The organism is Pseudomonas sp. Y5-11, assembly GCF_022368695.1.
Taxonomy (GTDB): domain Bacteria; phylum Pseudomonadota; class Gammaproteobacteria; order Pseudomonadales; family Pseudomonadaceae; genus Aquipseudomonas; species Aquipseudomonas parakoreensis.
On record NZ_CP058974.1, the window covers coordinates 1925154 to 1937848 of the forward strand.

Annotated in this window: 15 protein-coding genes; 4 read left to right on the forward strand and 11 right to left on the reverse strand. The window is 60.8% G+C overall.

Going from position 1 to position 12695, the window contains the following annotated elements:
- Positions 1 to 62: 62 nt before the first annotated feature.
- Genes HXW87_RS08420 through HXW87_RS08430 form a run of 3 tightly spaced genes read right to left on the reverse strand, consistent with a single transcriptional unit; the run spans position 63 to position 3425 of the window.
- On the reverse strand, positions 63 to 968 hold the full coding sequence (locus tag HXW87_RS08420) for an acyltransferase (RefSeq protein ID WP_095667482.1): 906 nt from the start codon (positions 966 to 968) through the stop codon (positions 63 to 65).
- Positions 969 to 3068, reverse strand: coding sequence for a phosphate acetyltransferase (gene pta, locus HXW87_RS08425; RefSeq protein WP_047291738.1), 2100 nt, complete (start codon positions 3066 to 3068; stop codon positions 969 to 971). It lies immediately after the preceding gene.
- Between the two features lie 60 nt (positions 3069 to 3128).
- Positions 3129 to 3425, reverse strand: a complete 297-nt coding sequence (locus tag HXW87_RS08430; protein WP_182403876.1) for a DUF3565 domain-containing protein — start codon at positions 3423 to 3425, stop codon at positions 3129 to 3131.
- Here HXW87_RS08430 and HXW87_RS08435 point away from each other — a divergent pair.
- The 3 genes from HXW87_RS08435 (at position 3424) to HXW87_RS08445 (ending at position 5839) form a co-directional block, all read left to right on the forward strand.
- Positions 3424 to 3909, forward strand: a complete 486-nt coding sequence (locus HXW87_RS08435; RefSeq protein WP_003221719.1) for a peptidylprolyl isomerase — start codon at positions 3424 to 3426, stop codon at positions 3907 to 3909. The genes HXW87_RS08430 and HXW87_RS08435 overlap by 2 nt on opposite strands.
- A gap of 123 nt (positions 3910 to 4032) precedes the next feature.
- The gene (locus tag HXW87_RS08440; RefSeq protein ID WP_182403868.1) at positions 4033 to 4515 is read left to right on the forward strand and encodes a glutathione peroxidase; all 483 of its coding nucleotides are present in this window, start codon (positions 4033 to 4035) and stop codon (positions 4513 to 4515) included.
- Between the two features lie 220 nt (positions 4516 to 4735).
- Positions 4736 to 5839, forward strand: coding sequence for an NADH:flavin oxidoreductase (locus HXW87_RS08445; protein WP_047291742.1), 1104 nt, complete (start codon positions 4736 to 4738; stop codon positions 5837 to 5839).
- Between the two features lie 135 nt (positions 5840 to 5974).
- Here the strand turns inward: HXW87_RS08445 and HXW87_RS08450 are convergent, their stop codons facing one another.
- Positions 5975 to 7174, reverse strand: a complete 1200-nt coding sequence (locus HXW87_RS08450) for a glycosyltransferase family 1 protein (RefSeq protein ID WP_239778745.1) — start codon at positions 7172 to 7174, stop codon at positions 5975 to 5977.
- A gap of 54 nt (positions 7175 to 7228) precedes the next feature.
- Positions 7229 to 7981 (reverse strand): sulfate transporter CysZ, encoded by a 753-nt coding sequence (gene cysZ, locus HXW87_RS08455; RefSeq protein WP_239778746.1) that lies wholly within the window; start codon positions 7979 to 7981, stop codon positions 7229 to 7231.
- A gap of 311 nt (positions 7982 to 8292) precedes the next feature.
- On the opposite strand from cysZ, the gene trxB reads away from it, so the two are divergent.
- Positions 8293 to 9255, forward strand: coding sequence for a thioredoxin-disulfide reductase (trxB, locus tag HXW87_RS08460; RefSeq protein ID WP_047291749.1), 963 nt, complete (start codon positions 8293 to 8295; stop codon positions 9253 to 9255).
- 126 nt (positions 9256 to 9381) lie between these two features.
- On the opposite strand, the gene HXW87_RS08465 is transcribed toward trxB, so the two are convergent.
- The 6 genes from HXW87_RS08465 to HXW87_RS08490 all read right to left on the reverse strand — a co-directional run bounded on the left by HXW87_RS08465 (position 9382) and on the right by HXW87_RS08490 (position 12487).
- The gene (locus tag HXW87_RS08465) at positions 9382 to 9720 is read right to left on the reverse strand and encodes a HopJ type III effector protein (RefSeq protein ID WP_239778747.1); all 339 of its coding nucleotides are present in this window, start codon (positions 9718 to 9720) and stop codon (positions 9382 to 9384) included.
- Complete coding sequence (locus HXW87_RS08470; RefSeq protein ID WP_007968038.1) at positions 9713 to 10009, reverse strand: DUF1244 domain-containing protein; 297 nt, start codon at positions 10007 to 10009, stop codon at positions 9713 to 9715. The genes HXW87_RS08465 and HXW87_RS08470 overlap by 8 nt, the downstream gene beginning before the upstream one ends.
- Before the next feature lie 68 nt (positions 10010 to 10077).
- A complete protein-coding gene (folX, locus tag HXW87_RS08475; protein ID WP_041073935.1) occupies positions 10078 to 10449 on the reverse strand; it encodes a dihydroneopterin triphosphate 2'-epimerase in 372 nt (123 codons plus the stop codon).
- Positions 10450 to 11010 (reverse strand): GTP cyclohydrolase I FolE, encoded by a 561-nt coding sequence (gene folE, locus HXW87_RS08480; protein ID WP_239778748.1) that lies wholly within the window; start codon positions 11008 to 11010, stop codon positions 10450 to 10452.
- 21 nt (positions 11011 to 11031) lie between these two features.
- Positions 11032 to 11742 (reverse strand): dihydromonapterin reductase, encoded by a 711-nt coding sequence (gene folM / locus HXW87_RS08485; RefSeq protein ID WP_239778749.1) that lies wholly within the window; start codon positions 11740 to 11742, stop codon positions 11032 to 11034.
- A 175-nt stretch (positions 11743 to 11917) separates the two neighbouring features.
- Positions 11918 to 12487 (reverse strand): antibiotic biosynthesis monooxygenase, encoded by a 570-nt coding sequence (locus HXW87_RS08490; RefSeq protein ID WP_047291761.1) that lies wholly within the window; start codon positions 12485 to 12487, stop codon positions 11918 to 11920.
- Between the last annotated feature and the right edge of the window lie 208 nt (positions 12488 to 12695).

Below are 12695 nucleotides of genomic sequence, written 5' to 3' on the forward strand. Positions count from 1 at the left end.
ATGTCATTCACCAGTGATGCTTGCTGATCTCGGCCATCGCCAGCAGGCCAGCTCCCACAAGGTTAGTGCCGGTTCGGGAATTCGCGGTGCATCTGCTCCAGCAGCGCATCCTTGTCCTGCCACAGCTGGTTGATCCAGCCCTGAAACTGCAGACGGTATTCGCCGTCCTGGTCGTAGTTCTTGCCGATGAAGGCCGGCGGGATTTTCAGTTCTTCAAAGTGCACCACCACGTCGCGCACGTTGCCGCACAACAGATCCCAGAACCCTGGACGCCCGCCCGGGTAGTGGATGGTCACGTTGACGATCGACTCCAGTTGCTCACCCATCGCGTCCAGCACAAAGGCGATGCCGCCAGCCTTGGGCTTGAGCAGGTATTTAAACGGTGATTGCTGCTGCGCGTGCTTGCCTTCGGTGAAGCGTGTGCCTTCGACAAAGTTGAAAATCCCCACCGGGTTGTCGCGAAACTTCGCGCAGGTCTTGCGCGTGGTTTCCAGGTCTTTGCCTTTCTTCTCCGGGTGTTTTTCCAGATAGGCCTTGGAGTAGCGTTTCATGAACGGAAAGCCCAGCGCCCACCACGCAAGGCCAATCACCGGGACCCAGATCAGCTCCTGCTTGAGGAAGAATTTCAGTGGCTGGATGCGCCGGTTGAGCACGTATTGCAGCACCAGAATGTCGACCCAGCTCTGGTGGTTGCTGGTGATCAAATACGAGTGTTTGTAATCCAGGCCTTGCAAGCCGCTGATGTGCCAGCGGGTGCGGCGTACCAGGTTCATCCAGCCCTTGTTGTTACTGATCCAGGCTTCGTGGGTGTGGCTCATCAGCCACAGCGAGGCGCGGCGGGCGAGGTCGAAGGGCAGCACTTTGATCAGCGCCACACAGAACAGAAACGAGCACAGCAGAATCGTATTGAGCGCCAACAGCAGTGCGGCGATCACGCCGCGAATCGGGGCGGGCAGGAAGTCCAGCATTTACACATCCATAGGTCGGTTGGCGGCTTGAATCGCGGTCAGGGCGATGGTGTAGACGATGTCGTCGACCTGCGCGCCGCGCGGCAGGTCGTTCACCGGTTTGCGCAGACCTTGCAGCATCGGGCCGAGGCTGACGCAGTCGGCGCTGCGCTGCACGGCTTTGTGGGTGGTGTTGCCGGTGTTCAGGTCGGGGAACACGAACACCGTGGCGCGGCCGGCCACCTGGCTGTTGGGCGCCAGTTGCCGGGCCACATCGGCGTTGGCAGCGGCGTCGTATTGCAGCGGCCCGTCGATCAGCAGCGAGTGCTGTTGCTCGTGGGCGAGCAGGGTGGCTTCGCGGACTTTCTCGACTTCTTCGCCGCTGGCCGACTCGCCGCTGGAGTAACTGATCATCGCCACGCGCGGGGTGATGCCGAAGGCCGCTGCCGAGTCGGCGCTTTGCAGGGCGATCTCGGCCAGCTCAGTTGCGCTTGGGTGCGGATTCATCACGCAGTCACCGTAGACCAGCACTTCTTCGGGGAACAGCATGAAGAACACCGAAGACACCAGCGTGCAGCCTGGCGCGGTCTTGATCAGTTGCAGCGCCGGGCGGATGGTGTTGGCGGTGGTGTTGATCACGCCCGACACCAGACCATCGACTTCATCCAGCGCAAGCATCATGGTGCCAATGACCACGGTGTCTTCCAGTTGCTGTTCGGCCATCGGCGCGTTGAGGCTTTTGCTTTTGCGCAGGGCGACCATTGGCTCGATATAGCGCTCGCGGATCAGGTCCGGATCGAGAATCTCCAGCCCCGGCGGCAGCTCGATGCCTTGCGCGCGGGCCACGGCTTCAACGTCCGCCGGTTTGGCCAGCAACACGCAACGGGCGATGCCGCGCTCCTGACAGATCGCCGCCGCCTGCACGGTGAGCGGCTCGCTGCCTTCGGGCAGGACGATGCGCTTGTTTGCCGACTGCGCCCGTTGAATCAGTTGATAGCGGAATACCGCTGGCGACAGGCGCATTTCCCGCGGGGTGCCGCAGCGCTGGTGCAACCACTTGGCGTCGAGATGGCTGGCGACGAAGTCGGTGATGATCTCCGCGCGCTCGCGGTCATCAATGGGGATTTCCTTGTTCAGGCCATTGAGCAGGTTGGCGGTGTCGTAGGAGCCGGTGCTCACCGACAATACCGGCAGACCGGCCTGCAACGCGCCACGGCACAAGTCCATGATGCGTGGATCGGGCAGGGTGTCACTGGTCAGCAACAGCCCGGCCAATGGCACGCCGTTGAGCGCCGCAAGGCTGACCGCAAGAATGATGTCGTCGCGGTCGCCCGGGGTTACCACCAGCACGCCGGGTTTGAGCAGCTCCACGGTGTTGCGCATGGTGCGCGCGCAGATGATGATTTTGGTCATGCGCCGGGTTTCATAGTCGCCGGCGTTGAGCACCTGTGCGCCCATCAGGTCGGCAACGTCGCGGGTACGTGGGGCGTTGAGTTCGGGCTGGAACGGAATGCAGCCGAGCAGGCGGAAGTCACCGCTGCGCAGCAACGGCGAATGCTCCTTCAGCCGCGTGGCGAAGGCCTCCATGCTCTCCTCGGTTTTGACCTTGTTGAGGATCACGCCGAGGACTTTCGGATCCTTCGGACCGCCGAACAGTTGCGCCTGCAATTCCACGCGGCCGGAGAGTTCGGCGAGCACTTCGTTTTCCGGAGCCGAGACCAGAATCACCTCGGCATCCAGGCTTTTGGCCAGGTGCAAATTGACCCGCGCGGCGTAGCTGGCGCTGCGGGTCGGCACCATGCCTTCGACCACCAGCACGTCCTTGCCGACAGCCGCTTGCTGATACAGGGCGATGATTTCTTCGAGCAGTTCATCGAGCTGACCGTCGCCGAGCATCCGCTCGACGTGGGCCAGGCCCAATGGTTGCGGCGGTTTCAGGCCGTGGGTGCGCGCCACCAGTTCGGTGGAACGCTCGGGGCCGGTGTCGCCGGGATGCGGCTGGGCAATCGGTTTGAAGAAGCCGACTTTCAGTCCGGCCCGCTCCAGGGTACGCACCAGCCCCAGGCTGATGGAGGTCAGACCCACGCCAAAATCGGTGGGTGCGATAAAAAAAGTTTGCATGCGGATTCTCTGAGGGTGCATGGCAAGGGTGGCGATCTATATGTGACCGCCTACCGAAATTCAGTCGCCAAGGTTATCGCTAACCGAGCCTTGTGCGCACCAACCGCAGGTAAAGGGTTGGCCTATTTTTTCCACACGTTGTGCCGGGTCAAGGATCCACGCGCGCGATTGCCAGGGCGGCTGATGACGCACGTGCTGGGTGTGGCCACAGGATAGCTCGGCCACCCAGTGACCCTCCTCGTCCTGATGGAAGCCGGTGATCGTTGATTCCCGTTTGTCCGGGTTGTGTTCGCTTTCGCGCGATTGCTTCGCTAAACTGGGTCTTTCTATATTCTTATACAAAAGGTTTCGCCCCATGCTGATCGCCGCCAACAAGGCTGTCTCTATCGACTATACCCTGACCAACGACGCTGGTGAGGTCATCGACAGCTCCGCCGGCGGCGCTCCGCTGGTCTACCTGCAAGGCGCAGGCAACATCATCCCGGGCCTGGAAAAAGCGCTGGAAGGCAAGGCTGTTGGTGACGAGCTGGAAGTGTCCGTTGAGCCGGAAGACGCTTACGGCGAATACGCTGCCGAACTGGTCAGCACCCTGAGCCGCAGCATGTTCGAAGGCGTTGACGAGCTGGAAGTCGGCATGCAGTTCCACGCTTCGGCGCCGGACGGCCAGATGCAGATCGTGACCATCCGTGACCTGGACGGCGACGATGTCACCGTTGACGGTAACCACCCACTGGCCGGTCAGCGCCTGAACTTCAAAGTGAAGGTCGTTGCTGTCCGTGACGCCAGCCAGGAAGAAGTCGCGCATGGTCACGTCCATGGCGAAGGTGGCCATCACCACTGATTTTCTGCGCTAAGCTTCGAGTACTGGAGAGGCGCCTGCGGGCGCCTTTTTAGTCCGCGGCTGTCCTTGGTGGCCTCGCCAAGTGGCTGTTTCGAGTAGAACACGGGAATCCTGGAGTACGTCATGAGTGCTTTTCACGACCTTAAGTTGACAGCCCTGGATGGTCAGGAGCTACCGCTGGCGCCGTTCAAGGGCCAAGTCGTGCTGGTGGTCAACGTCGCCTCCAAATGCGGCTTGACTCCACAGTACGCGGCACTGGAAAACCTCTATCAGCAATTCAAAGACAAAGGCTTCAGTGTGCTGGGCCTACCGTGCAACCAGTTTGCCGGCCAGGAACCAGGCACGGAGCAGGAAATCCAGGAATTCTGCAGCCTGAACTACGGCGTGACGTTCCCGTTGTCGAGCAAGCTTGAAGTCAACGGTCACGAGCGGCACCAGCTGTACCGCTTGCTGGCGGGCGAGGGCGCGGAGTTTCCCGGGGATATCACCTGGAACTTCGAGAAGTTTCTGCTTGGCAAGGACGGCCGGGTGCTGGCGCGGTTTTCGCCGCGTACGGCGCCGGATGATCCGACCATCGTTCACGCGATTGAAAAAGCGTTGGGCTGAAATAGTCAGAGCGAAAGATCGCAGCCTGCGGCAGCTCCTACAAGGACTGTCGAAGCTGCGATTTTTTCGTTTCTGCACTGACCGTTGCAGGCGCTGCCGCAGACTGCGATCTTTGCTTTGTGTCTTTTGATCCTTGATCACTCAAATCAATAATGCTGTTCAAGGCTTGCGACTCTCCATATTATCGCCGTCATAAAGTCATTCCCTGTGGAGCCTTCCAATGCCGGTGCAAGCCCTGTTCAAACCGTTCCACCTCGGTGCCCTCGAACTGCCGACCCGCGTGGTCATGGCGCCAATGACCCGCTCGTTTTCCCCGGGTGGCGTGCCCAACTCCAAAGTGATCGAGTACTACCGTCGCCGCGCTGCGGCCGGTGTCGGTCTGATCATCACCGAAGGCACCACGGTCGGTCACAAGGCCTCCAACGGTTACCCGAACGTGCCGCAGTTCTTCGGTGAAGCGCCACTGGCCGGCTGGAAAAAAGTGGTCGACGCGGTGCATGCCGAGGGCGGCAAGATTGTTCCGCAACTGTGGCATGTCGGCAGCGTGCGCCGTATCGGCACCGAGCCGGACGCCAGCGTGCCGGGTTACGGCCCGACGGAAAAACTCAAGGACGGTCAGGTCGTGGTGCACGGCATGACCAAGCAGGACATTCAAGACGTGATCGCCGCATTCGCCCAAGCTGCCAAAGACGCCAAAAGCATCGGCATGGACGGCGTGGAAATCCATGGTGCCCACGGTTACCTGATCGACCAGTTCTTCTGGGAAGGCAGCAATCAGCGCAGCGACGAATACGGCGGCAGCCTGGCCAACCGCTCGCGTTTCGCCATCGAATTGATTCAAGCGGTGCGCGCCGCCGTCGGCGAAGGCTTCCCGATCATCTTCCGTTTCTCGCAGTGGAAGCAGCAGGATTACACCGCGCGTCTGGTACAAACGCCCGAGGCGCTGGGCGAATTCCTCAAGCCGCTGGCCGACGCCGGTGTGGATATTTTCCACTGCTCGACGCGGCGTTTCTGGGAGCCCGAGTTCGACGGTTCCGAGCTGAACTTGGCCGGCTGGACACGCAAGCTGACCGGCAAGCCGACCATTACCGTTGGCAGCGTCGGCCTGGACGGCGAGTTCCTGCAGTTCATGGTCAACACCGACAAGGTCGCACAACCGGCGAGCCTGGAGAAACTGCTGGAGCGTCTGAACAACGACGAGTTCGATCTGGTGGCGGTGGGCCGTGCGCTGCTGGTGGATCCGGACTGGGCGCTGAAAGTCCGTGAAGGGCGTGAGCAGGACATTCTGCCGTTCAGCCGTGAGGCGTTGATGACGCTGGTTTAAGCGGCGCTCAAACTGATGCTATCGCTGGCAAGCCAGCTCCCACAGGTATTGCGGGTGTTCACAAAAATTGTGTTCACCGCAGGCCCTTGTGGGAGCTGGCTTGCCAGCGATGGCGGCTTCAAAATCAGCAAAGATCTAAGGCAATGTCTGCGCATTCGGCAACACCTGCTCCCGCAGACACGCCCCACGCAAATGCTTTTCAAATTGCTCGATGATCGCCGCCCACCCCTGGCGACTGGCATGCTGACGCGCATTCAGGCGCACGCAGCGCAACCGCTCATCTTCTTCCAGCAGCCAAGCCGCCGCATCGCAAAACGCCTCTTCATCACCCGGCATCGCCAGCACACCGTTGTAGCCGTGGCGAATATGCTGCGCCGCCGCTGCCTGATCGTACGCCACCACCCCCAGACCTGAAGCCAGTGCTTCAAGCACCACATTGCCGAAGGTTTCGGTCATGCTCGGGAACAGAAAAATATCCCCCGAGGCATAGTGCGCCGCCAGCGCTTCGCCGCGCTGTGAACCACAGAAAATCGCCTCAGGCAGTTCCCTTTCCAGCGCAAGCCGTTGCGGTCCATCGCCGACCACAATCAGCTTCAGGTTTCGCTGTGGATAAGTGCTGCGGAGTTTATCGAAGCAGCGCTTGAGCAGGCCCAGGTTCTTCTCCGTGGCCAGACGCCCTACGTGAATCACCGCGATGTCCTGCTCGCTCAGGCCCCATTGCTCACGCAACCCGTTCAGGCGCCTGGCCGGGTGAAACAACTGGCTGTCCACGCCTCTGGAGAGCAGGGCGAGGCGGTCGAAGTGCCGACGCTCCAGTTCCAGGCGCTGACTGACGCTCGGCACCAGGGTCATTGCCGAGCGATTGTGAAACCAGCGCAGATAATGCGTCAGCAAGCGCGTCAGCAAACCCAGCCCGTACTGATGGGTGTACTGCTGGAAATTGGTATGAAAACCACTGACCACCGAGATCCCCAGGCGTCGCGCGGCCCGCAACGCCGACAGGCCGAGCGGACCTTCTGTGGCGATGTACAGCACGTCCGGGCGATGACGCTGCCAGCGCCGCAGCAGCTTGTGCATCGACGACTGACCCCACTGCAACCCCGGATAACCTGGCAACGGCCAGCCTCGGCACAACAGCAAGGCATCGTCATCGACGCGCTGCGGATCTCCCGCCTGGCGCGGTCGCACCAGTTCCACCTGATGGCCACGCGCGCGCAGGCCATCGCACAAGCGGCCAAGGGTATTGGCCACCCCGTTGATTTCCGGTGGGAAGGTTTCGCTGATCAGAGTGATATGCAGAGCTGTCGTCATGACCTCAGTGTCGGCTGAGGCCATGTCGTGCTTGTGACGTTCGGATGATGGATTTGTGACTGGCGGTCTGTGAGCGGCTCAGCGCTGTGCGACAAGGTTCTCCGCGCCGCGCTCACGTACCCAGAACAAGGTCGCGCCCGCAACAGCGGCCGGCATCATCAGAATATTCACCACCGGAATCAGCAGCACCAGATAGACGATCCCGCCAAAACTCATGCTCTGCCAGCGCTTCTGGCGCAGCCAGGCGAGCATCTCGTTCCAGCCCAGTTTGTGGTTGTCCGCCGGGTAGTCGATGTACTGGATCGCCATCATCCACACGCCGAACAGCAGCCACAGCGGCGCGGCGACGATATTGACCACCGGGATGAACGAGAGGATGAACAGGCCGATCGCCCGGGGCAGGAAGTAGCCGAGCTTGCGCATTTCCCGGGCCAGGGTGCGCGGAATCATCGCGATCAGTTCGCCCCAGCTGAAGGCCGGGAAATCATCGGTGCCGCGTACCACCACTTCGACCTTCTCCGCGAGGAAGCCGTTGAACGGCGCCGCGATCACGTTGGCGAGCATGGTGAAGGTGAAAAACACCATCAATGCCACCAGCACCACGAACAGCGGCCACAGGATGTAACTGAGAAAACTCAGCCAGTCGGGCAGCGACGGCATCAAGTTGTCGACCCACAGGCTGAACTGATGGCCGGCCAGATAGATCAATCCGACGAACAGCACCAGATTGATCGCCAGCGGCAGCAGCACGAACAGGCGCAGGCCCGGGCTGAGAACCAGTTTGAGGCCTTCGCGCAGGTATTGCGGGCCGGACAGAGCGGGGGCGGGCATAAGGGGCTCCGAGCAAGGGAAAACGCGCCGACCTTACCGACTTTGCAACCGGTGCGAAAGCGCGGCAGAGCGATCGACATTCACTGTAACAAAGACGTCGATCCGGTCGGAGTCTGCGCATAGAGACCACCTATGAGCTGGATTGTTAAACCGTATTTCCTTAATCTTGCCCCCCTCGATACGCTGCACCCAACTTTTTACAGGACTGTCGAGCTCATGCCTTCCCCAAGGTTATCCACAGTCCTTTTTTATTCCCGCCGGCAGTCCGGCGTTCCGCGCCAGTGTTTCGGCCCGGTCAACAGGAGCAGGTCATGTCTGAAGTCCGTCATTCGCGAGTGATTATTCTCGGTTCCGGCCCTGCCGGTTACAGCGCTGCGGTCTACGCCGCCCGTGCCAACCTCAAGCCACTGCTGATCACCGGCATGCAGGCTGGCGGTCAGCTGACCACCACCACTGAAGTCGACAACTGGCCGGGCGACGTGCACGGCTTGACCGGTCCGGCGCTGATGGAGCGCATGCGCGAGCACGCCGAGCGGTTTGAAACCGAGATCGTTTTCGATCACATCAACGCCGTGGACTTCGCCGTCAAGCCGTACACCCTGACTGGCGACAGCGCGACCTACACCTGCGACGCCCTGATTATCGCCACGGGTGCCAGCGCTCGTTACCTGGGCTTGCCGTCGGAAGAGGCGTTCATGGGCAAAGGTGTTTCCGCCTGCGCGACCTGCGACGGTTTCTTCTACCGCAACAAGCCAGTGGCTGTGGTCGGCGGCGGCAACACCGCAGTAGAGGAAGCACTGTACCTGGCCAACATCGCCAGCACCGTGACCCTGATCCACCGTCGCGAAACCTTCCGCGCCGAGAAGATCCTGATCGACAAGCTCAACGCCCGTGTGGCCGAAGGCAAGATCATCCTCAAGCTGAACGCCAACCTCGACGAAGTGCTGGGCGACAACATGGGTGTGACCGGTGCGCGCCTGAAAAACAACGATGGCAGCTTCGACGAAATCAAGGTCGACGGCGTGTTTATCGCCATCGGTCACACTCCGAACACTTCGCTGTTCGAAGGCCAGTTGACTCTCAAAGACGGATACCTGGTGGTGCAGGGCGGCCGTGACGGCAACGCCACTGCCACCAGCGTCGAAGGCATCTTCGCTGCCGGCGACGTCGCTGACCACGTTTACCGTCAGGCCATCACTTCGGCCGGTGCCGGCTGCATGGCGGCACTGGACACCGAGCGTTACCTGGACGGTCTGCAGAACGCTTCGTTCTAAGACCGCAGGCACAAAAAAACCGGCTTCGGCCGGTTTTTTTATGAGAGTCAAAAGATCGCAGCCTGCGGCAGCTCCTACAGGGATCAGTGTAGGAGCTGCCGCAGGCTGCGATCTTTTGATCTTGAATCAGCGGCGGGTCAGCGGCTGTGCTTCGAACTTCACACCGGCCAGACCGAGCTTGATCAGCGCACGGATATTGCCGTGGTCACTGCCTTCAGGCGTCGCCAGCACCGAGCGGTAATGCTCGCCGAATGCCAGCAGCGCTTCTTCATCGCTCAAGCCTTCCAGCAGTGCCAGACCCAGGGTCTTGCACGAACCTTCGTTCTGCCCGGCAGCGTTTTCCACGCCACCATTGTTGAACGCTTGCGGCTGGTAGTCATAACCGGCAGCGATGAAGGCCAGGGTATCGGCGAAAGCGTGTTCGCCGCTGTTGAGGCTGGCGCGCAGGGTGTTCAGATCACTCATTGGGTTTTCCTTTGGCGAACGCCGCCTGTTGTTCGGCGCTGGCTTCTTGCTGGTATTGGGCTTTCCATTCGGCGTACGGCATGCCGTAAACCACTTCGCGGGCGTCATCGAGGCTGACCTCGATCTGACGGTCATCGGCGGCGGCCTTGTACCACTTGGACAGGCAGTTGCGGCAGAACCCGGCAAGGTTCATCAGGTCGATGTTCTGCACGTCCTTGCGGCTGTCCAGATGGGCGACCAGCCGGCGGAAGGCGGCGGCTTCGAGTTCGAGGCGTTGTTGCTCGGTCATGATGGGCTCTGTGCAGTCTATTCGTGGCGCGGATGATAAAAGTCTGGCGAGCAATGCGCCAGACGCGCTCAGCGGCTGGCCGCGAGGGTGATCGACACCGATTCGGCAAATCGCAGGGCATGCGGCTTGTCGACTTCGACTTCGGCGTAAAGCACGGCGGTATTGCTCATCACCAGATCCAGCAGCTCCTGGGTCAGGCGTTCGAGAAGTGCAAAGCGATTGCCCTCGACGTGGGCGATGATCGCCTTGGTGATGGTGCGGTAGTTCAGCGCGTGATCGATGTCGTTGTCGCGCACCGCTTCCTGCGCGGCGTACTGGATGGTCAGGTTGATCAGCACATCCTGTTTGTTGAGGATCTCGTCCTCGTTGATCCCGATAAAGGTGCGCAGGCGCAGATCCTTGACCCGGATGCGCGCCATTCCCGGTTGAAGTTGTGACATTTACTTGCTCCGTCCAATCAATTGCAGGAACTCCTGGCGGGTGTTGCTCGAGTCGCGAAAGGCGCCGAGCATGACCGAGGTGTTCATGGTCGAATTCTGTTTCTCGACACCGCGCATCATCATGCACATGTGCCGGGCCTCGATGACCACCGCGACGCCAGCGGCATCGGTGACCTGTTGCACTGCGTCGGCAATCTGCCGGGTAAGGTTTTCCTGAATCTGCAGGCGCCGGGCGAACATGTCCACCAGCCGCGCAATCTTCGACAGTCCCAACACCTTGCCGGTCGGAATATATGCCACATGGGCCTTGCCGATGAAGGGCAGCAGGTGATGTTCGCACAACGAGTAGAGCTCGATGTCGGCGACGATGATCATCTCGTCGCTGTCAGAGGCAAACAGCGCGCCGTTGACGATCTCCTCCACACGCTGTTCGTAGCCGTGACACAGGTATTGCATGGCCTTGGCCGCGCGCAGCGGGGTGTCGAGCAGGCCTTCGCGGTCGGGGTCTTCACCGAGGCCGATGAGGATCTCGCGGTAATTCTCGGGCAGGGAACGGGTCATGAGAGAGCCTCGCGCAGCAGCTTATTTGACGTGCCGTCCGCCGTTAACGGTCAGGGTCGTGCCGGTGACATAGGGGTTGTCGAGCAGATAGCGCAGGCTCTGGTAGATCACTTCGCTGCCGGGTTCGATGCCCAGCGCGGATTTGGCCAGCGCCTTGGCACGGTACGCCGCGTCGTCGTCGGGATTGAACAATAGCAGGGCCGGCGCGATGCCGTTGACCTTGATTGCCGGCGCATAGCGCGCGGCGAAGGACAGGGTCAGGCTGTCGAGCCCGGCCTTGCTGGCGCAATAGCCGATGTGTTTGCTGCTGCCCTTGCGCGTGACGTCGTCACTGATGTGGATGATGTCGGCCGGTGTCGAGCGCTTGAGCAGGTCGGTGCAGTGCAGGTTGATCAGGTACGGCGCGAGCAGGTGCACGTTGAGCATGCGTACGAAGGCTTCGGCTTCGTTGCCCGGGGTTTCCGCCAGCCATTCGGAGGCGTTGTGGACGATGGCGCGCAAGCGGTCGGTATGGGTTTTCAGTTCATCGATGAAGGCGAGAATGGCCGCTTCGCTGGAGAAGTCGGCGAACACTCCGATCGCGCCCAGATCCCGCAGCGCTTTCACGCCTGGACGTTCGCTGCGGTAGGTGAAAATGACCTGATGGCCGTCTTCAAGCAAACGCTGCGCGCAGTGCAGACCGACACGCTGGCCGGCACCGGTGATGAGAATCGGGGCGGAGGAATTGGTCATGAATGGTTCGCGTCGCGGTTGGAGCAAAAACTATAACAGCGACATGAGCCATGCACCTATTGTCGGCCTTACCAATACCTGTGGGAGCGAGCCTGCTCGCGAATGCGGTGTCTCAGTCGACATCAATGTTGAATGGCAGTCCGTATTCGCGAGCAGGCTCGCTCCCACACAGAAATCATCGATTCTGCGTAGAGGGTGTTGCAGGCAAAGGTCGCGCCGGCACAGCGTTCAACCAGTTGGCCAGCAGCCGCGTCGACAGCGGAATAAAGAAATACACCATCAATGGCGTCAGGCACGCCGTGCTGATCAACACCCGCGGCAGCAGGCTCATGTCGCCGAGCAACGGCCCGAGAACAAAGTTGAACAGCAGCGACACCGGAAAGAACGCCAGCCAGATGGCCACGGCCTGTTTCCAGCGCGGTGGCCGCTGACCGGCCGCGCCGAACCAGCCTTCGATGCCGCTGACCCGATGTTCTTTGGGATGCGCGAACAGATCGCTGCCCCGCGCGAGCCACGCGGTACGCGAGACCGAGTGCTCCCAGGCATGCAGGGTCTGTTCGTCGACAAAGCGGAAAATGATCTGGAATTCGTTGTCACCGGGTGGCGGAGCGAGCACGCCGGAGCCCAGGTAACCGGGAAAGTCAGTGGCCAGTTGTTCGCCTTCGCGCAGCCAGGCAATCAGGTCCTGATAGCGGCCATCGGCGACGCGACGCGCAACCATCAGCGTGACGGGGGAAGTAGACATTGTGTATCTCCGTATTCCGAGTGCGTCGCTCCGGGTAGGAGTTTCGCAATACGCAGGCGGGGGTAGGAGCCTGCGCTTTTTGACAAGCAAGGATTATTCCTGATTTTAATGACAGTTTCAGAGACTTTCGTCTCTGTTCATGGGGTTGAACCGATAGAGGGCATCGGAGGTAGAATGGGATCCAAATTTACCGAGTGGATGCACCTGC

What these genes read in the sequence shown, in the direction of transcription:
- HXW87_RS08435 (WP_003221719.1), top strand. Translation starts at nt 3,424, where the DNA reads ATGCTGATCGCCGCCAACAAGGCTGTCTCTATCGACTATACCCTGACC.
- HXW87_RS08420 (WP_095667482.1), bottom strand. Translation starts at nt 968, where the DNA reads ATGCTGGACTTCCTGCCCGCCCCGATTCGCGGCGTGATCGCCGCACTG.
- pta (WP_047291738.1), bottom strand. Translation starts at nt 3,068, where the DNA reads ATGCAAACTTTTTTTATCGCACCCACCGATTTTGGCGTGGGTCTGACC.
- HXW87_RS08465 (WP_239778747.1), bottom strand. Translation starts at nt 9,720, where the DNA reads ATGAGTGATCTGAACACCCTGCGCGCCAGCCTCAACAGCGGCGAACAC.
- HXW87_RS08450 (WP_239778745.1), bottom strand. Translation starts at nt 7,174, where the DNA reads ATGGCCTCAGCCGACACTGAGGTCATGACGACAGCTCTGCATATCACT.
- HXW87_RS08470 (WP_007968038.1), bottom strand. Translation starts at nt 10,009, where the DNA reads ATGACCGAGCAACAACGCCTCGAACTCGAAGCCGCCGCCTTCCGCCGG.
- HXW87_RS08445 (WP_047291742.1), top strand. Translation starts at nt 4,736, where the DNA reads ATGCCGGTGCAAGCCCTGTTCAAACCGTTCCACCTCGGTGCCCTCGAA.
- trxB (WP_047291749.1), top strand. Translation starts at nt 8,293, where the DNA reads ATGTCTGAAGTCCGTCATTCGCGAGTGATTATTCTCGGTTCCGGCCCT.
- folM (WP_239778749.1), bottom strand. Translation starts at nt 11,742, where the DNA reads ATGACCAATTCCTCCGCCCCGATTCTCATCACCGGTGCCGGCCAGCGT.
- folX (WP_041073935.1), bottom strand. Translation starts at nt 10,449, where the DNA reads ATGTCACAACTTCAACCGGGAATGGCGCGCATCCGGGTCAAGGATCTG.
- HXW87_RS08440 (WP_182403868.1), top strand. Translation starts at nt 4,033, where the DNA reads ATGAGTGCTTTTCACGACCTTAAGTTGACAGCCCTGGATGGTCAGGAG.
- folE (WP_239778748.1), bottom strand. Translation starts at nt 11,010, where the DNA reads ATGACCCGTTCCCTGCCCGAGAATTACCGCGAGATCCTCATCGGCCTC.
- cysZ (WP_239778746.1), bottom strand. Translation starts at nt 7,981, where the DNA reads ATGCCCGCCCCCGCTCTGTCCGGCCCGCAATACCTGCGCGAAGGCCTC.
- HXW87_RS08430 (WP_182403876.1), bottom strand. Translation starts at nt 3,425, where the DNA reads ATGGGGCGAAACCTTTTGTATAAGAATATAGAAAGACCCAGTTTAGCG.
- HXW87_RS08490 (WP_047291761.1), bottom strand. Translation starts at nt 12,487, where the DNA reads ATGTCTACTTCCCCCGTCACGCTGATGGTTGCGCGTCGCGTCGCCGAT.